This window comes from Cupriavidus necator N-1, from assembly GCF_000219215.1.
GTDB lineage: Bacteria > Pseudomonadota > Gammaproteobacteria > Burkholderiales > Burkholderiaceae > Cupriavidus > Cupriavidus necator.
The window spans coordinates 259,340-277,076 of the sequence record NC_015727.1 but is presented as its reverse complement, the minus strand read 5'-3'; the positions used below and the strand labels follow the sequence as shown (position 1 = coordinate 277,076).

The 17,737-nt window shown below is 62.3% G+C and carries 15 protein-coding genes and 1 pseudogene; 13 read left to right on the top strand and 3 right to left on the bottom strand.

Annotated features, from left to right (window positions below):
- Positions 1–26: 26 nt before the first annotated feature.
- The 8 genes and pseudogenes from CNE_RS31460 to CNE_RS42355 form a co-directional block, all read left to right on the top strand.
- Positions 27–917, top strand: coding sequence for an MBL fold metallo-hydrolase (locus tag CNE_RS31460; RefSeq protein WP_041228989.1), 891 nt, complete (start codon positions 27–29; stop codon positions 915–917).
- 119 nt (positions 918–1,036) lie between these two features.
- Entirely contained in the window at positions 1,037–1,951 is a 915-nt protein-coding gene (locus CNE_RS31455) for a LysR substrate-binding domain-containing protein (RefSeq protein ID WP_013958756.1), read from the top strand.
- A 227-nt stretch (positions 1,952–2,178) separates the two neighbouring features.
- The gene (locus CNE_RS31450; protein WP_013958755.1) at positions 2,179–2,874 is read left to right on the top strand and encodes a 3-oxoacid CoA-transferase subunit A; all 696 of its coding nucleotides are present in this window, start codon (positions 2,179–2,181) and stop codon (positions 2,872–2,874) included.
- A 5-nt stretch (positions 2,875–2,879) separates the two neighbouring features.
- On the top strand, positions 2,880–3,542 hold the full coding sequence (locus tag CNE_RS31445) for a 3-oxoacid CoA-transferase subunit B (RefSeq protein WP_013958754.1): 663 nt from the start codon (positions 2,880–2,882) through the stop codon (positions 3,540–3,542).
- A gap of 86 nt (positions 3,543–3,628) precedes the next feature.
- Positions 3,629–4,915, top strand: coding sequence for an MFS transporter (locus tag CNE_RS31440; protein ID WP_013958753.1), 1,287 nt, complete (start codon positions 3,629–3,631; stop codon positions 4,913–4,915).
- Between the two features lie 69 nt (positions 4,916–4,984).
- Positions 4,985–5,329 carry an EthD domain-containing protein gene (locus tag CNE_RS31435; protein ID WP_013958752.1) on the top strand — a complete coding sequence of 115 codons (345 nt, stop codon included), beginning with the start codon at positions 4,985–4,987 and terminating at the stop codon, positions 5,327–5,329.
- A gap of 88 nt (positions 5,330–5,417) precedes the next feature.
- Positions 5,418–5,693 carry a muconolactone Delta-isomerase gene (gene catC, locus CNE_RS31430; protein WP_013958751.1) on the top strand — a complete coding sequence of 92 codons (276 nt, stop codon included), beginning with the start codon at positions 5,418–5,420 and terminating at the stop codon, positions 5,691–5,693.
- A 10-nt stretch (positions 5,694–5,703) separates the two neighbouring features.
- Positions 5,704–5,935: pseudogene (locus CNE_RS42355) on the top strand (AMP-binding protein); the annotation flags it as partial.
- Between the two features lie 463 nt (positions 5,936–6,398).
- Here the strand turns inward: CNE_RS42355 and CNE_RS31425 are convergent.
- The 3 genes from CNE_RS31425 to CNE_RS31415 form a co-directional block, all read right to left on the bottom strand.
- On the bottom strand, positions 6,399–9,521 hold the full coding sequence (locus CNE_RS31425) for an efflux RND transporter permease subunit (protein ID WP_013958749.1): 3,123 nt from the start codon (positions 9,519–9,521) through the stop codon (positions 6,399–6,401).
- Positions 9,518–10,630, bottom strand: a complete 1,113-nt coding sequence (locus CNE_RS31420; protein ID WP_013958748.1) for an efflux RND transporter periplasmic adaptor subunit — start codon at positions 10,628–10,630, stop codon at positions 9,518–9,520. The genes CNE_RS31425 and CNE_RS31420 overlap by 4 nt, the downstream gene beginning before the upstream one ends.
- Before the next feature lie 85 nt (positions 10,631–10,715).
- Positions 10,716–11,330 (bottom strand): TetR/AcrR family transcriptional regulator, encoded by a 615-nt coding sequence (locus CNE_RS31415; protein WP_041229177.1) that lies wholly within the window; start codon positions 11,328–11,330, stop codon positions 10,716–10,718.
- Between the two features lie 86 nt (positions 11,331–11,416).
- Between CNE_RS31415 and CNE_RS31410 the strand changes: the two genes are divergently transcribed.
- The 5 genes from CNE_RS31410 to CNE_RS31390 all read left to right on the top strand — a co-directional run bounded on the left by CNE_RS31410 (position 11,417) and on the right by CNE_RS31390 (position 17,717).
- On the top strand, positions 11,417–12,895 hold the full coding sequence (locus tag CNE_RS31410) for an efflux transporter outer membrane subunit (protein ID WP_041229176.1): 1,479 nt from the start codon (positions 11,417–11,419) through the stop codon (positions 12,893–12,895).
- Between the two features lie 110 nt (positions 12,896–13,005).
- A complete protein-coding gene (locus CNE_RS31405) occupies positions 13,006–13,812 on the top strand; it encodes an oxidoreductase (protein WP_041228988.1) in 807 nt (268 codons plus the stop codon).
- 80 nt (positions 13,813–13,892) lie between these two features.
- Positions 13,893–15,368, top strand: coding sequence for an MFS transporter (locus CNE_RS31400; protein ID WP_041228987.1), 1,476 nt, complete (start codon positions 13,893–13,895; stop codon positions 15,366–15,368).
- A gap of 29 nt (positions 15,369–15,397) precedes the next feature.
- Positions 15,398–15,943 (top strand): PaaI family thioesterase, encoded by a 546-nt coding sequence (locus CNE_RS31395; RefSeq protein ID WP_013958743.1) that lies wholly within the window; start codon positions 15,398–15,400, stop codon positions 15,941–15,943.
- Between the two features lie 469 nt (positions 15,944–16,412).
- Complete coding sequence (locus CNE_RS31390) at positions 16,413–17,717, top strand: lipase family protein (protein ID WP_013958742.1); 1,305 nt, start codon at positions 16,413–16,415, stop codon at positions 17,715–17,717.
- Positions 17,718–17,737 lie beyond the last annotated feature (20 nt).

Sequence of the window (17,737 nt, the reverse complement as noted above, 5' to 3'; positions counted from 1 at the left end):
CCATCCATATCTGGGAGACAAGGCACATGATGCAATCACGCACCCTTGGTGACATAAAAATCACCCGAATTCTCGAGTACGCTGGGCCGACGCATGATCCGGCCTTTCTCTTTCCGGACCTCGACCGGTCCGTGCTCGATGCGAATGTGGACCTGATGGCGCCACACCACTGGATCCCGCACATGAACAAGCTGATTGTGACGATCCAGTTCTGGATCGTGCATGCGGGCGACAAGGTCGTCGTCGTCGATACCGGCGTGGGCAACTTCAAGCCCCGCGCCGGTATTGCGCGCATGCACATGCTCAACACGCTGGTGCGTGAATGGATGATTGCGGCCGGCGCCGCACCGGAGCAGGTCACCCATGTGGTGATGACGCATCTGCATGCCGACCACGTCGGCTGGAATACCACCTGGCAGGACGGCCGCTGGGCGCCGACCTTCCCCAATGCGCGCTACTACATCCCCAAGGACGACTTTGTTTTCTGCGACGCGGGGCGCAACAAGGAGCCCGGCGTGGTGGACGTGTTTGGCGAGGCGTTTTTCGACAGCGTGATGCCGGTCGTCAAGGAAGGCCTGGCGGAGATGATCGTGCCAGGGCAAGAAATCGCCGGGTGCCTGCAGGTAGAACCGGCTGCGGGACACAGCCCGGGACAGGTAGCCTTCCGCGTGCGCTCGCGGGGCGAGGAGGCGGTGTTCTGCGGCGACATCCTGCACAGTCCGTTGCAGATCGTGCGCCCGGATGTAAACTCCGGCTACTGCATCCGTCCCGACCTGGCGCGCACCACGCGGCTGGCCTTGCTCAATCAGGCCGCCGACAGCGAAGCGCTGGTCTTGCCGGTGCATTTCGGCCAGCCCCACTGCGGCTACATCAGGCGAGAGGGCCAGGGTTTCCTCTTTGAGCCCGCCACCTGGTAACGGCCCGCGGGCGGCCGTGCCGCGGCACGGCTTGACGCTGCCCGTCTCGGCCGACCGCTTCCCCGCCGCTGTTGCGCCCTGCCATAGCGGCTCTAACATCTCGCCGCGAGATCCGCAGCATGGCCGTCCCCTTCGACATCACCGATTTCCGCCTTTTCGTCAATGTCGCGGAAACGCACAGCCTGACCCGGGGCGCCGAGCGTTCGTTTCTCTCGGTCCCAGCGGTCAGCAACCGCATCAAGAACCTTGAGGATACGCTGGGGGTCCGCCTGCTGGAGCGCTCGCCCCAGGGCGTAACGTTGACGGCCGCCGGCGACGTCTATCTCCAGCATGCGCGCGTGGTGCTTGCAGAACTGGAACGGCTCACCGGCAATCTCCAGCCTTTCACGGCGGGCCTGAGCGGACAGCTCAAGCTGGTGGCCAATACCACGGCTATCACTGAGTACCTGCCGCCAGTTATCGGCGACTATCTCGCGACCCACCCCGACGTGCGCATCGACGTGCGCGAGCGGCTCAGCGACGACATTGTCCGCCTCGTGCGCGAAGGCGGTGCCGACCTGGGCATCATCTCCGGCAATGTGCCCACCGCCGGGCTGCAGGCTGTGCCCTTCGTCAAGAGCGGGCTGATCCTGGTCGCTCCGCTGGGGCATCCCTTGCTGGCAGAGGAAGAGGTCTGGTTCGAGCAAGCGCTGGAATATGCCTTTGTCGCCCTGCTCGAAGGCAGCGCGTTCCAGGTATTCATGACGCGCGCTGCAGGCGCCTTGCACAAGCCCATGACCATCCGCGTCCATGTGGCCAGCTACGATGCCATCTGCCGCATGGTAGCCGCCAACGCCGGCATTGCCATCATGCCTAAGGCCGCTTTCGCCCGCCTCAAAGGCAACCAGCCCATCGGAGCCTGCAATCTGCGCGATGACTGGGCCGTTCGCACCTTCCAGGTCTGCGCGCGCGACATTGAAGGCTTGTCCAGCTTCGCAAGGGAGTTTGCGAACCGACTGATCGGCCGCTACGCCCCCGGTGGTGATGGCTCGTAGAGCCGTGCACGTTCTGCCCTCTTACCCTTTCTCCGATTCACCTTGCTGCATCGAATGAGCAAGGTTGTCGCTCTCAATGAGAGAGCGACGAGCGCTGGTCTCATCACTCAATGAGACCGCGGTCACCCCCGAATTAACCCAGCGCTAAGGGCGCTTGCAAAAGGCAAAATTGAGCGCCCACAGGCTGCGTGGCAATCTAGCTTCGCCAGACAACAATCGAGCGAAACATGATCGACAAGCTTTACACAACGGCGCGCGATGCCATGGACGACGTCCAAGACGGTGCCACGATCGCGATCGGGGGCTTCGGTGGCGCCGGCATGCCTGACGAACTGATTGACGCCCTGATCGAACAGGGCGCCAAGGAACTGACAGTGATCAGCAACAACGCCGGCAATGGCGACACCGGGCTGGCGGCGCTGCTCAAGACCCGCCGGGTGCGCAAGCTGCTGTGCTCCTTCCCGCGCCAACGCGATGCGTACGTATTTGAAGAACTGTACCGCGCCGGCCAGATCGAACTGGAAGTCGTGCCGCAAGGCACCCTGGCGGAGCGTCTGCGTGCCGCGGGCAGCGGCATCGGCGCCTTCTACACCCCCACCGGCTACGGCACGCTGCTGGCGCAGGGCAAGGAGACTCGCCAAATCGACGGTCGCGGCTACGTTCTCGAACACCCCCTCCATGTCGATGTCGCGCTAATCAACGCTGCGGCCGCCGACCGCTGGGGCAATCTCATCTATAACAAGACCGCGCGCAACTTCGCGCCCGTCATGGCGATGGCGGCAAGCCAGACGATCGCCGCCGTGGCTCGCGTCTGCGAACTGGGCGAGCTTGACCCCGAGGACGTCGTGACGCCTGGAATCTTCGTCAACCGCGTGGTGCTGCGCGGCGCCGTAGCACAAGCTGAAGCCATGCTGGCAGGGTGAGCGTAATGGATCACGTGGCAAGAAGCCTGCTGGCCGCGCGCGTGGCGCGCGACATCCCGAACGGGTCCTATGTGAACCTCGGTATTGGTTTGCCCACCCTGGTGGCCAACCACCTGCCCCGATACCGGGAAGTCATCCTGCACAGCGAGAACGGTGTGCTCGGCCAATGGTCGGCTGCCGAACCCGGGCAGGAGGACTGGGACCTGATCAACGCGGGAAAGGAGGCGATTCGCCTCGAAAAGGGCGCCGCATTCTTCCACCACGCCGACGCGTTCGGGATGATGCGCGGCGGCCATCTCGACATCTGCGTGCTTGGCGCATTTCAGGTATCGGAGCGCGGCGACCTGGCCAACTGGCACACCGGCGCGCCGGATGCCATTCCCGCCGTGGGCGGCGCGATGGACCTAGCCATCGGGGCCAAGCGCGTGTTCGTCATGATGGACCATCTGACCAAGGACGGGACGAGCAAGCTGCGCCGCGAGTGCAGCTATCCGTTGACAGGTCTCGCCTGCGTGAGCCGCGTGTACACCGAACTCGGCACCTTCGCCATCGGCCCACACGGCGTTTCGGTCATCGAGATTGTCGGCGACATGTCGCCGCAATCGCTTCAGTCCCTCACTGACGTGAAGCTCGAGTTCACCTCCATGGTGATCGGCGAATACGCCTAGCCTCTCACATCCCACTGCCGTCCTGGCGCAGATCCAGCGAGCGTTGGCAAAGCACACACAATATTCGACAGACAAAGGAGACAGGTATGCTTGATTGGTACAAGAATGGGACACCCCAGCAGAAAAAGACGTTCTGGGCCTGCTATTCGGGCTGGGCGCTGGACTCGTTCGACATGCAGATGTTCAGTTTCCTGCTGCCCGCCCTGACGATTGCGTGGGGGCTGACCAAGCCGGAAGTTGGCGTGCTCGGCACCGTGGCATTGATCGTCACGGCCATCGGTGGCTGGGGCGCCGGCATCCTCAGCGACCGATACGGCCGCGCCCGCATCCTGGTGCTGGCCATCATCTGGTTCACGTTGTTCGGCGTGCTTGCGGGCTTCGCCCAGACGTATAACCAGCTGCTGATCGCTCGCACACTGCAAGGCCTCGGCTTTGGCGGTGAATGGGCGGTGGGCGCGGCGCTGATGGCCGAGGTGATCGATGCCAAGCATCGCGGCAAGGCTATGGGCTATGTGCAATCGGGCTTTGCCCTGGGCTGGGCGCTATCAGTCGTCGTGGCCACCCTACTGCTGGCGTGGCTGCCCTCGGAAATGGCGTGGCGCGTAGCGTTTTGGAGCGGCATCATTCCGGCCTCGAGCGTGCTGTTCATCCGGCGCCATATCAAGGACGCGCCGATGTTCGAGCGCGCCCGGCGGAGCTGCGCACCGCGCGCTTCGCTGGCCTCGGTGTTCAACCGCAAGTACGCACGTTCACTGATCCTGTCAAGCGTGCTGGTGATCGGGCTGCAGGCAGGCTGCTACGCCATCCTGATCTGGCTGCCTTCCTTGCTCAGCCAGCGGGAGGTCGCTGCCGCATCGAAAATCGTCACAGTCTTCATCATGGCCTTCGGCTCGTTCTGCGGTTTCGCAGTGGCGGCCGATCTTTGCGATCGAATCGGTCGGCGGCCCACGCTGATTCTGCTATCGGTCTGCGCATGGATCGTTACGGTCAGCTATATGCTGCTGCCGCTGAACTCCACCCTCACCGCCATCCTGGGCTTCCTGGTCGGCTTCTCGGCGATTGGCATGTTCGCTGCCCTGGGGCCCTTCCTCAGCGAACTGTTTCCCACCCATGTGCGCACCACGTGTATGGGCTTTTCCTACAACGTGGGCAAGTCGGTAGGCGCAGGATCCGTCGTCGGTGTCGGCGTGCTGTCTACCCACATCGGCTTGGCCAATGCCATGGGCGCATTCTGCCTGGTTGCCTATACTTTCGCGGTGTTCGGCATCCTGCTACTGCCGGAGACGCGCGGCATTGCCATCGAGAACATCGGGGAAGAAGACAATCACTATGAGGCCGGAGCGCTGGCACACTCGGTGCGGGCGCAAACCTGAAGTACGGCGCTATCGCAGTAGAAAACGCAGAACCAAGATACCAACCTATTCAGAGACAGGGGAGCCAACATGATTCGCATGCTGTACCTGCTAGTCAAGCCAGAGGGCATGTCCGACGATACCTTCCGCGCGGAATGCCTGCGCCACGATGAAATGTCGCGCGGAGTGCCGGGCCTGCACAAGTATGAAGTCCGTCTTGTCGCCGAGCAGCCAACCGACACCCATGTACCCTTCTTCGACATCGGGCACGTCGATGCCATTGGCGAATGCTGGTTCGAGAACGAAGCGGCTTACGAAAGCTATCTTGCGTCCGACATCCGCAAGGAATGGTTCGAGCATGGGAAGACCTTCATCGGCCAGCTCAAACCCTTCCGTACCGCGCCGGTTTCCGGCGACGACAACGTCGCTGGCTGAGCGCCGATCCGACGGAAAGCGCCACCACAGCAGGCCTGTTCGGGACCGGACTGGCCTCGCCACAACAGTCGACAGACAAGGAGACACCATGCTTTACTGTGTTCAAATGGACGTAAAGATTCCTGAATCCCTCCCGGCAGACCGGGTCGACACCCTCAAGGCAGCAGAGAAAGCCCGTGCCATCGAGATCCAGAAAGCGGGCAAGTGGCCGCACCTCTGGCGCGTCGTTGGGCGCTATTCCAACGTCAGCGTTTTTGATGTCGAGAGCAACGACGAATTGCACGAATTGCTCTCATCGCTTCCGCTGTTTCCCTATATGACGATCCAGGTAACGCCGCTGGCGAAGCATCCGTCTGCCATCTGAACGCCGCGCTTTCTACCACTGTTTCAGAATGGTAGTGGCCGTAATGGCGCGCGCGTCCACAGGTGCGTATATGGTCTTCCCGGGCGAGGCGTTCGACGTCGTTGCAACCATGTCGGCGGTGCGCGAGGAACGCAGCACGGCCCTGCAAGACGTGCCGACGATGTTCATCGCCCCAGGTCGATCACCCGGAAGTTGATTTCTCTTGCCTGCGAATCTGCGTCATGGCGCATTACAAAATCCCGCGCTACATCTGCTTCGTCGCCGAGATGCCGATGACCATCACGGGAAGGTGCAGAAGTTCGTCATGCGCGAAGCGATGTCGAGGGAACTCAGTCTCACCGAAAATGGGACCGCCTGACCAAAGGCCGCGTCAACCATTGAGCATTGGCAGGATAACGCCGGCGTATACATCTAGCGATCTGCAGGTAGAGAACGGCGCGTCGCCTACGCTCCTGGCGTGGGCGCGGCTACACGCGGTTGAGATAACCGTAGATGTATATCTTGCGCAGTACCGCTCTGTCATGAACAGACATTCCGGCACAGAGAAAAACCCGCCTGCCCTAAGGTATGGAGACACGGAGGTAGAAATGGGCAGGCGGGGGTGAAAAAAAAAGCTGCTGCTCCTATCCGGCTACGGCGTGGGCGCGATGCAAATGAATTGAAACCAGGGGCAATGTGGCGGGCAGATACCCTTGCAGATCACCATTACTCGGGCACCAGTTCTGCGGCGGGCTGCGCGGTCTCGTGCCGATCGCGCTGCGCATCGGCCGCGTTGCCGGGCCGGATCCTGAACCAGATGGAGTACATGGCCGGCAGGAACACCAGGGTCAAGATCGTCCCCGCAAACGTCCCGCCGATGAGCGTGTAAGCGAGTGCCCCCCAGAACACCGAATGGGTCAGCGGGATGAAAGCCAGGATGGCGGCCAATGCGGTGAGAATCACAGGACGCGCACGCTGGACGGTGGCTTCCACGACGGCCCTGAACGGATCCAACCCTTCCTCCTTGTTGTGCTGAATCTGCCCGATCAGGATCAACGTGTTGCGCATCAAGATGCCCGACAGGGCGATCAAGCCGACCAACGCGTTGATGCCGAATGGCTGCCCAAACAGAATCAAGGTCGGCACCACGCCAATCAAGCCGAGTGGGCTGGTCAGGAAAACCATCACCAGCGCCGGGATGGACCGCACCTGAAAGATGAGGATCAGCAGGGTCACCGCCAGCATGATCGGGAACAGCGGTAGCATGGCTTTCGTCGCCTTGCCCGACTCTTCAATGGAGCCCGCTTGCTCAATACGATATCCGCTCGGCAGTTTCTCGATGATGGGCTGAAGCTGCTTGCTGATCGCCGTCGACACGTCGGGCGGCTGCAGCCCATCGGCAATATCGCCGCGCACCGTGATGGTCGGCATGCGGTCGCGCCTGCGCATGATGGGCTCTTCCATGCGCACATCGATCTTTCCCACCTGTGAGAGCGGAATGCGTTGCCCGTTGGCGCCTGCCAGCGTGAAGTCGCCAATCTTGGCGGGGTCGAGTCGAACGTCGCCAGCCGAGCGGGCCGTCACCTGCACGGTACGGATGTCCTCGCGCACGGCCGTCACCGGAATGCCGTTGAGCAGGAATTGCAGTTGTTGCGCGACGGCGCTGGAGCCCAACCCCACGGCCTGCAAACGATCCTGCTGCAAGGTGAAGTGCAGCGTGGGCACACGCATGCCCCAGTCGGTATTGACGGTGCGCATCATCGGGCTTGCGTCCATCACCTGCTGGACATCGGCCGCGATGCGGCGCAACGTCTGCGCATCCGGTCCGCTCACGCGGTAAGCAACCGGGAACGGCGAATATGGACCGAACACGAGTTGCGTGACCCGCACGCGCGCCTCGGGGGCAAGACCGTCGGCAATGGCCTGGCGCAGGCGCTGCTTCACCGCGTCGCGCTCTTCCTGGCTATCCGTACGGATCACGATCTTGGCGAACGACGGATCGGGCAGTTCCGGCCCCATCGCCAGATAGAAGCGCGGCGCGCCCTGGCCAACGTAAGCCGTCACGATTCTGGCTTCCTTCTGTTTGGCCAGCCACGCTTCCAGCTTGGCCGTGGCGGCGCTGGTCTGGTTGATCGACGCGCCATAGGGCATCTGCACTTCGACCAGCACTTCGGGTCGATCCGAAATCGGGAAGAACTGTTTCTTGACCACCGCCATGCCGAGAATAGCCAAGGCGAAGAGCCCCACCACCGAGCCAGCGACCAGCCATTTGCGCGCAATCACGCGCCCGAGCAGCGCACGGAAGCGGTTGTAGCGCGGGGTGTCGTAAATCGCATCGTGGCCGCCTTCGACCTTCTTGAAGTCGGGCAGCATCTTCACGCCCAGATAAGGCGTGAACACCACCGCGACAACCCACGACGCGATCAGCGCAATGCCGACAATCCAAAACATGTTGCTGGTGTATTCACCCGCGGTGGAGCGGGCAAAGCCGTTGGGCATGAAGCCGACGGCGGTCACCAGCGTGCCCGACAGCATGGGCGCGGCGGTGTGGCTCCACGCATAGGCCGAAGCGGCCACGCGGCTGTAGCCCTCTTCCATCTTCACCACCATCATTTCGATGGCGATGATGGCGTCGTCCACCAGCAGGCCCAGCGCCAGAATCAAGGACCCCAGCGTGATGCGGTCGAAGTTCTTGCCCGTTGCGGCCATCACCACGAAGACCACCGCCAGTGTCAGCGGAACGGCTGCGGCTACCACCAAGCCGGCGCGCCAGCCCATGCTGACGAAGCTCACCAGCATGACAACCAGGAGCGCGGCGAAGAACTTGAGCATGAACTCGTCGACGGCAGAACTGATGTTGACTGCCTGGTCCGTCACCTTGGTCAGGCTCATGCCGAGCGGCATGTCGGCATTGACGGCGCCGACCTCCTTGTCGAGCGCCTTGCCCAGATCCAGACCGTTCCAGCCTTCGCGCATGACGATGCCCAGCAGCAAGGCAGGCTGCCCACCATTGCGCACCATGAGCGTGGCCGGGTCTTCATAGCCGCGTTTGACCGTGGCAATGTCCGACAGCTTCAACGTGCGGCCCTGCGACACAACCGGCGTATCACGAATCTTCTGTAGCTCGTCGAACGCACCGTCCAGACGGATGAAGACCTGCGGACCTTTCGTTTCTACCGAGCCGGCCGCCGTCAGGGCATTCTGGCTGTTGAGCGCGGCAAACACCTCTTGCGGACTCAAACCAAGGGTTGCGAGGCGCTCATGCGAAAACTCGACATAGATGCGCTCCGACTGCTCGCCGATGATGTTGACCTTCTTGACGCCGGGCACGTGCAGCAACCGCTGGCGCAGTGTCTCCGCGTCGCGCACGAGCACGCGTTGCGGCTCGCCCTGTGCCTTGAGCGCAAACAGCGCAAAGGTCACGTCTGCATATTCGTCATTGACCATCGGCCCGATCACGCCGGGCGGAAGGTTGGCCACCTCATCGCTGACTTTCTTGCGCGCTTGATAGAACTCCTCCTGGACTTCCGACGGCGGCGTGCTGTCGAGCAAGGTCAACGTTGTGAAGGCCAGGCCAGGCCGGGTATAGGTCTCCGTGCGGTCATACCAGCGCAGCTCCTGCATGCGCTTTTCGATCTTCTCGGCCACCTGGTCCTGCATTTCCTGCGCGGTGGCGCCAGGCCACGCGGTGATGATGGTCATCACCTTGACCGTAAACGCCGGGTCTTCCGCGCGGCCCAGCTTGAAGAAGGAAATGAGTCCCGCCAGAGAGATCAGGCAGATGAGGAACAGAGTAACGGCGCGCTCGCGCACGGCGAGTGCCGATAGGTTAAAACGAACTTGGCTCACGGGCGCACCCCCGCGATGGCAGTGCTGGCGCCCTGGCCTGCCACACGGACTTGTTGGCCTTCACGCAGCAGTTGTGCGCCAAGCGCGACAATCCGGTCCCCTTGCTTGACTTGGCCGGCAACCCGTGCCCCTTCGTCGCCGAGGCGCACGATGGTGACGGATCGCCACGACACCTTGGCCGGATCCCCCTGGATGACCCACACGCCGGGGCCCTTGCCCGCATCGAACACGGCGCCCAGCGGCACCTGCAGATCGCCTTGCGCGATGGCAAGGCGATCGGGAATCTGGATCGTCACGGTGGCGCCCAGCGGCGCATTGGCCAGTTCCCCATCCAGCACATAGCGTGCTTCGAAGGTGCGGGTAAGCCGATCGGCGGCATCTGACAGCTGCCGCAGCTTGGCAGGTACGCGCGCGCTTTCCCCACCGAAAAGCGTGGCCTGTGCGAGAGAGCCGATCGCTGGCCGCAACGTTTCCGGCAACTGGACCACCGCTTCACGGCGGCCAGCGTGGGCCAGGCGCACAACCGCCTGCCCCGCGTTGACCACCTGGCCGGGCTCGGCCAGCGTTTCCATGACCACGCCTTCGCCATCGGCAACAAGCTCGGCGTAACGGCTGGCGTTACGCGCAACATCGGCCTGCGCTTCTGCCGCGCTCAACTGGGCTTTGGCCGCGTCCGCCGCGGCCTTGGCCTGGTCATAGGCCGAGGCAGAAATCGCGCCCGTTCCGCGCAGATCACGGTAGCGGGCTTCGTCTTCCGCCGTCTGTTGCGCGCGTGCCCGTGCAGCGGTCACGGCTTCTTGCTGCGCATGCGCGGCGAGCTTCAGATCGACAGGGTCGATGCGCATGAGCGGCTGGCCGCGCTTGACGCTTTGGCCCGCGTCCACAAGCCGTTCCAGCACCTTGCCGGGCACGCGGAAGCCGAGGTCGCTCTGCACCCTGGCAGCGACGACCCCAGTGAATGAACGCGATGCGGAAGCGACTGGCTGGACGAACGCGGCCCGCACCAAGGGCGCCTCGGTGCGCGGATCGGCAGGGGCCTTTTCGCCGCAAGCGCTCAATGCGAGCGGCAACGCACAAACGGTAGAGGTAACAAAGCGACGCGAAAGCATGAAAGCCCCATCGACAGGATGATCTGGCTTTCATTCTGGTTCGTGTGACCATTTTAGTCAATAGTCACAAAGAGAAATCCGCGCGTCAGGGGGAAAGACTCCGAAGCACGAGGCTGGAGAGCAGCCCGGGCGCACTTTCCGTGTAGTCAAAGCTGTGCTGCAAAAGCAACGGATTCAGGTACGGGCGCATGACAAGGTAGATGGCCGTCGTGGCCTCGTCCAACGGCGTCTTGCGCTCGAAGTCTCCCGTCTCCCGACCTTCCTGCAGCACATCGCGCAGCACCTTCTGGATGCGCTCTTCGTAGGCGATCACCGCTTGCCAGCGCTCAGTCGCTGCCGAGGCGGCGATCTCGTACAGCTTGCGGTCGTGGGAAAACAACCGGAGGCTGGCCTCCGTCAAGGCTTTGAACATGCGCCGGAGCTTCTCCGGCGGGGAGTCGGCCTCGGCCAGGGCGGCACTCACGTCGGCCTCGATCTCGCGCAGGCAGTTGGCGCAAATCATCTCGCCAATGGCCTGCTTGGACTCGAAGAACTTGTAGATGTAAGCCTTGGAATAACCAATGGCCTTGGCCAGATCGGAAACGGCGGTCTTCTCGTAGCCGTAGCGGCTGAAGTGCTCGGTGGCGGCAGCGACGATCTGGTCTCGCACGTCATGGTCCGCCGGGCCGCGGGCGGGAACGGGGTAAGGGGTGGTCTTCATGGGCTCCAGCTTACGCGAGTCGCGATAGTTGAACAACTTGTGACCATTTTGTACTATAGTCACTTGAGATTCAGATGGAAGAACCCATGTTGCCAAAGCGCTCCCTTGCGGCCCTCTTCGTTGCCAGCCTGGCAACCGGTTGTGCCGTCGGCCCAGACTATGTGAAGCCCGATATGCCGGTTTCCGAACGATTCCAGGGCCAGGCCGCCGTTGAGCAGCGCATTGCCAATGCCGAAGCCGATCTGTCCGCATGGTGGGCTGGCTTTGGCGATCCGCAACTCACGCGGTTCGTGCAGATCGCACTGGAACAGAACCTGGACCTTGCACAGGCCTTCGCCCGCGTCACGCAAGCCCGTGCGGGCTTGGGCGCTGCCAATGCCGCGTTGCTGCCCTCCGGAAATATCACTGGCCAGGCCGCGCGTGTGTATCAGTCCGTCGAAACCCCTTTGGGCCGCGTCTTGAATTCGAGGCCCGGCTTCGATCGCTACGGCAGCGCTTTTGAGGCCGATGTCAACGCAAGCTGGGAGTTGGACGTATTCGGCGGCCTGCGCCGTGGCCGCGAGGCGGCACTTGCCGATTACCAAGCCTCCCAGGCGGGCGCAGTCGCCACACGGCTGGCCGTGGCCGCACAGACTGCCGATATCTACATCACCATCCGCGGCTTGCAGACGCGCCTGAAGGTGGCCCGCCACCAGGTACAGACGCAAGAGGAATTGCTCTCCACCATCAAACTGCTGTACGGCAAGGGCCTGGCCGCTGAACTTCAAGTCAGGCAGGCCGAAGGCGCGCTCGCTCAGGTTCGTGCGTCGATCCCTCAGCTTGAAGCCGGCCTGGATGCGGCAATGAACGCGCTAGACGTGATGCTGGGCTCGCTGCCTGGCACGCACCGAGCCGAGCTTGCGCAAGGCGGTGATGTCCCGGCCGCTCCGCAGATTGCGATCAGCGGATCGCCTGGCGAATTGCTGAGGCGCCGTCCCGACCTCATCGTCGCCGAGCGGCGCCTTGCGGCCTCCAACGCACGAATCGGCGTCGCCATTGCGGAGTACTACCCGAAGTTCTCGCTCAGCGGGCTCCTTGGCAGCGCAACGTCGGTGGGCGCCGGAAGTCTGTTCGGCAGCGGCGCAAGTCAATTTGCCGGCGTGCTCGGTCTGCGCTGGCGCCTGTTCGACTTCGGCCGCATCAACGCGCAAATCGATCAGGCCAAGGGTCAAGAGGCTGAGATGCTCGCCGCGTACCGGCTCGCCGTGCTGCGCGCAACAGAGGACGTGGAAGACGCTTTCTCCGCCCTGGTCAAGCGCGAGGAGCAAGCGGCCGTGCTCGCGCAAGGCGTGGATTCGCTCAATCGCGCGAGAAATGCTTCGTTTGCCGCCTACCAGAAAGGCGTCGTCAGCCTGATCGAAGTCCTGCAAGCCGACGAAAGCCTGCTGCGCGCATCGGACGCGCGAGCGCAGGCACAAACGGAAGCGGCACGCGCTGCGGTCTCGGCATTCAAGGCGCTCGGTGGTGGTTGGCAACCCGATGAATCCGCCGTCGTGGCAACCAAGCCGCCAGAGTTCGCCCAATAGCGCCCTGTGCCTCTCATGAACCGGAATGAATGAGGTCGCTCATCAAGCAGGCCTCATCGGTAAAGCTGAACTGCCGCCATCTCAATTCCCGCATACAGAAAGGAACTGCCGTGTCGAATTCCAAAGTTGTCGTGATTACCGGCGTGTCATCGGGCATCGGCCGCGCCACCGCCGCGAAGTTTGCCCAGCAAGGCTACCGGGTATTCGGCACTGTGCGCAACTCCGCAAAAGCGCAGCCGATATCGGGTGTTGAACTGGTCGAGATGGACATCCGTGATGAAGCGTCGGTTCAACATGGAATCCAGGCCATCATCGCTCACGCCAAACGCATCGACGTGCTGGTCAACAGTGCAGGCGTGACCCTGCTCGGCTCGACCGAAGAAACGTCGATTGCCGAAGCCCAGTCGCTGTTCGACACCAACGTTTTTGGCATCCTGCGCACAACCCAAGCCGTTCTGCCGCACATGCGCGCGCAACGTTCGGGAAGAATTGTGAACATCAGTTCGGTGCTCGGCTTTCTTCCGGCTCCGTACATGGGGCTCTATTCGGCATCCAAGCATGCCGTTGAAGGGATGTCCGAGACCTTGGACCATGAAGTGCGCAAATTCGGGATCCGCGTGGTGCTGGTCGAACCTTCCTTCACCAAGACCGGCCTGGATACCAACGCGCCCCATGCGGCTTCCAAGATCTCAGCTTATGACGATGAGCGCAACATCGTTCTCCAAGCCATTCAGAAAAACGTCAAGGACGCACCGGACCCCGATGGTGTCGCAACCACGATTGTCGATGCCGCCGTGGGTGCATGGGGAATGCGACGTCCTCCGAAAGGCCAAGCCTATCTGCTGAGCAAACTGCGCCGTTTCATGCCTGCAGGCCCGGTCGACGCAAGTCTGAGGAAGACATTTGGACTCTCCTGAAATCGATCTCTGCTCTCACCTCACGAGCGAAAAAGCTTTGTCCAGAGGGATCCGTGCACACCGATATTCGGAAGAGCCCCATGACCAATCCTGACCGCCCCGCAACCGCGCTCTCTGCCAGCGTTGCTCTGGCTCTACAAAATGCGCACCCCGCATCACCGTGGCCGGTGTTCTGGGTGGCCAGCGTTGCGGTGTTTCTTGTCTCAATGGACGGCACGATGCTGTTCGCGGCCTTCAGCGCCTTACGCGCGGGTTTTCCTCACGCAACTGCGGCAGACCTCTCCTGGGTTCTCAATGCCTACACCGTCGCCTATGCTGCAACACTCATCCCGTCTGGCGGATTGGCTGATAAGCATGGGCGCAAGAAGATATTCCTGGGCGGTGTTGGGCTATTTCTGGCGGCGTCCGTTGCATGTGGTTTAGCAGTTAGCGTAGGGTGGCTCGTTGCGGCAAGAGTACTGCAGGCCATAGGCGCCGCATTGTTGACACCCGCATCTCTCTCGCTCGTGCTGGCGGCGTTTCCGACAAGCAAGCGTGCTGTGGCTATCAGTCTATGGGGAGCGGTCGGTGCCCTGGCTGCAGCGGTGGGCCCCAGCCTCGGGGCATTCGTGATCGCATCGGTCGGCTGGCAATGGGCTTTCTACCTGAACTTGCCTTTGGGCATTGTTGCAATGTGGCGCGGCGCAACACTGCTCACCGAGACAAAGCAGCAAGCCAGCACTCGCCCACTGGATCTGTTCGGTATGAGCCTATTGATTGTTGGTACTGGCGCCTTGGCACTATCCATTGTGCAATCGGAGTCGCCTGCCTGGTCACGCCATGAACTGCTGGGTGTTGCGGGCGTCGGGTTAATGAGCATAGTCGGATTTGTGGCTTGGGCTCGGGTCGCCACTTCACCGCTGGTGGACTTGGCCTTATTTCGCAACCGAGCTTACCGTTACGCCAATCTCGCAACGTTGAGTTTCGGCATCGCGTTTTCGATGATGTTTTTCGCCTTCTTTTTCTACATGAGTTCAATCTGGCACTACTCGCTGCCACTGGCGGGTCTTGCCATAACGCCGGGGCCGCTGCTGGTGATCCCGGTCGCCGCCATGTCAGGTCGAATCGCGAGTCGGCACGGCCATCGCCCGCTGTTAGTGGCGGGCAGCCTGCTCTACGCGACCAGTGCACTGTGGTTCTTGCTGGTGCCAGGAATTGAACCCGCTTATCTCTCGCAGTGGCTGCCGGGCATGCTGCTCAGTGGGGTCGGCGTGGGCATGGTGTTGCCGTCGCTGGCGGGCGCTGCAGTCAGCCGCTTACCCGCAGACCATTACGCTGTCGGCGGTGCTATCAACCAGGCGATACGGCAAATTGGTTCAGTCATGGGGGTCGCCCTCACGGTACTGCTGCTCGGCAGTACCGGTTTGCAGCGTGCCGACTTCAATGCAGTCTACCTGTGCCATATGAGCTTGGCACTGGTGACCGCAGCCTTGTGTCTGCCCGTCAACACGTTGTCCGCAGCCATCGCCAAAACCAAAACCCGTGACGCCGGGTCCAGTCCAGAAGCCACAGCGTGAAATTCGCGCATACCGTGTTGGAGACATCGATGGAAAACAATCAAGAATCACTTGTTTGGATAAGCCAGCAGTCAGACGCAAAGCAGCGCATACGTAAAGGCGGTGGAGCGCCTGGCCTCGCCCGAATCGATCAGGTCGCCGGCAAGAGCGGGCTAGAGATTCTCGAGGCCATGATGTCTGGCCAATTGCCATATCCACCCATGAACGAAACCATGAACATGACGTTGCTGGAAGTGGACAACGGCCGCGCCGTGTTTCAAGGCATCCCGCTGCGGCAGCATTACAACCCACTGGGGACGGTGCACGGGGGCTGGTTTGCCACGCTTCTGGACTCAGCGCTTGGCTGCTCAGTGCAAACTATGCTGCCAGCCCGGCGTTCCTACACGACGGCCGAACTTAGCATCAATATTGTGCGGGCGGCTTCTCACAAGACCGGTCCGTTGCGCGGGGTCGCCACGGTTGTCCACTCGGGTCGTCAGATAGCGACTGCGGAGGCGCGTGTCGAAGATGCGAAAGGCAAGCTCTACGCTCATGCGACCACCACCTGCTTTGTCTTCGATGTGCCAGCGGCTTGACAGCAAGGCGCAGCAAAGCCGCTTTTGAAAAAGCCGGAGGGTCATGTAATGAAATTCGGATCATTGGAACTGGCAACATCGGCGGCACGCTTGCCACCGCAAGCTCAGTGCCGTTGGACATCAAACGCGTGCGGCGTTGAAGGCGTCCGCGTGCTTGCTCGAGAAATCGGAGCAGAAGCCACGGGATGGAATTGAGCTCGTTCCGATGCGCCGCGCGGGACCGCGCCAACATGACGCCCGCAGCGGGATGGGGAACGACGGTGGCGAACTCGGCGTTCATTGCACAGATTCGGGTAAGCCCCCACAAGGCAAAACCCCAGGATTGTCGTCGCAAGGACAATCCGGCGTCAAACTCGTTGCCAAACTGCACTGCGGACAGTTTGGCGCGCGCCATCTTGCTTAACGGCTTCAACTTTTGACGCTTCATTCACAGCGTCTTGCCGGTCATGGCCGGCGCAAGGAGACAGACATGAAAGTAGGCAAAGCGAAGTGCGACGACGTCAACGTCGGAGCGGCATCCGGGACGGCGGACCTAGCAAGGGCGGCGTCTTCCGGGCACCGCAAAGGGTGGCGCGGTTGCAGGGCTGCCTTTCTGATGGTCGCGCTTTCCATTGGCGTCGTCACGGCGTCATCGGCCCAGATCATTCCGCAGGACTACTTCTACGTGCCGCCGAATCCCCTGCCGCCCGGCAAGCCCGGTGACGTGATTCGAACCCGCACGATCACCGCGCCGCTTTTCCCGAATGCGCTCATACAGCAGATCATGTATCTTTCGTCGACCGCCTCGGGCAAGCCGGTTGCCGTGACCGGCGTTGTCGCCACGCCGCTACTCCGCGCGGCCGGTCAGCCCCTCGTGGTCATGACGCCCGGGACACGCGGGACTGGTGATCAATGTGCACCGTCCAGGCAGTTCGGCGTCACGAGCGCTTCGCCCGATGGGCTCGATTACGAATCCGGAACAACCCAGCAATTGCTGGCTCGCGGCATCTCGGTCGTCCTGACCGACTACGAGGGCCAGGGCACACCGGGTCTGACGTCGTACCTGGTCGGCCGGTCCGAGGGATACAACGGCCTCGACGCCTTGCGGGCTGCGCAACGACTGCCCGGCGCGGGCGTGCCCGCGGGCGCGCCCGTCGGTGTCGTCGGCTACTCTCAAGGCGGGCAGGCGGCCGGCTGGGTCGCAGAACTGCAACCAACCTATGCGCCAGAACTGAACTTCCGCGGCGCGCTGGTCGGCGGCGTGCCGACCGACATGCTGGTGGAGGTCAACCACTTGAACGGCAACCCCACCGCGGGAGCCGGATTCGGCCTTGCCGCCCTCTCCGGTCTCGACCATGCGTTCCCCGAATTGAACCTCGATGGGCGTCTCACTGACTTCGGTCGCCAAGTCATGCAAGACGTCCGCACGTCGTGCTTCGACAAATACCTCACAGCGTATGGAACCACATCGGCGGCCGACGTGACGCAACCAAATGCCCTCTCCGACTCCCAATGGCAGCAGCGATTCAAGGCCTCTTTGCTCGGCACCAAGGTTCCGGGAGCACCCGCCTTCATCTATCACGGCACCGCGGACCAGGTCGTTCCGTTCGCGCTGGGACAATTGCTGTTTAGCAGCTGGTGCTCGCGCGGCGCCGACGTGACGTTCAAAGGGCTCATCGGGCTTGAGCACGGAACCGGCAACTTTGCAGGACCGCCGGACGGGATCGACTGGATAGCGCAACGACTGGCCGGCGTCGCTGCAGCGCACGGTTGCTTCGATGTGACGCTGCCCTGAGCGGCTCGGGGCCGGCGCCA

Coding starts and splice junctions, on each gene's coding strand:
- CNE_RS31455 (WP_013958756.1), top strand. CDS start 1,037: ATGGCCGTCCCCTTCGACATCACCGATTTCCGCCTTTTCGTCAATGTC.
- CNE_RS31445 (WP_013958754.1), top strand. CDS start 2,880: ATGGATCACGTGGCAAGAAGCCTGCTGGCCGCGCGCGTGGCGCGCGAC.
- CNE_RS31460 (WP_041228989.1), top strand. CDS start 27: ATGATGCAATCACGCACCCTTGGTGACATAAAAATCACCCGAATTCTC.
- CNE_RS31400 (WP_041228987.1), top strand. CDS start 13,893: ATGACCAATCCTGACCGCCCCGCAACCGCGCTCTCTGCCAGCGTTGCT.
- catC (WP_013958751.1), top strand. CDS start 5,418: ATGCTTTACTGTGTTCAAATGGACGTAAAGATTCCTGAATCCCTCCCG.
- CNE_RS31410 (WP_041229176.1), top strand. CDS start 11,417: ATGTTGCCAAAGCGCTCCCTTGCGGCCCTCTTCGTTGCCAGCCTGGCA.
- CNE_RS31395 (WP_013958743.1), top strand. CDS start 15,398: ATGGAAAACAATCAAGAATCACTTGTTTGGATAAGCCAGCAGTCAGAC.
- CNE_RS31450 (WP_013958755.1), top strand. CDS start 2,179: ATGATCGACAAGCTTTACACAACGGCGCGCGATGCCATGGACGACGTC.
- CNE_RS31390 (WP_013958742.1), top strand. CDS start 16,413: ATGAAAGTAGGCAAAGCGAAGTGCGACGACGTCAACGTCGGAGCGGCA.
- CNE_RS31435 (WP_013958752.1), top strand. CDS start 4,985: ATGATTCGCATGCTGTACCTGCTAGTCAAGCCAGAGGGCATGTCCGAC.
- CNE_RS31420 (WP_013958748.1), bottom strand. CDS start 10,630: ATGCTTTCGCGTCGCTTTGTTACCTCTACCGTTTGTGCGTTGCCGCTC.
- CNE_RS31440 (WP_013958753.1), top strand. CDS start 3,629: ATGCTTGATTGGTACAAGAATGGGACACCCCAGCAGAAAAAGACGTTC.
- CNE_RS31415 (WP_041229177.1), bottom strand. CDS start 11,330: ATGAAGACCACCCCTTACCCCGTTCCCGCCCGCGGCCCGGCGGACCAT.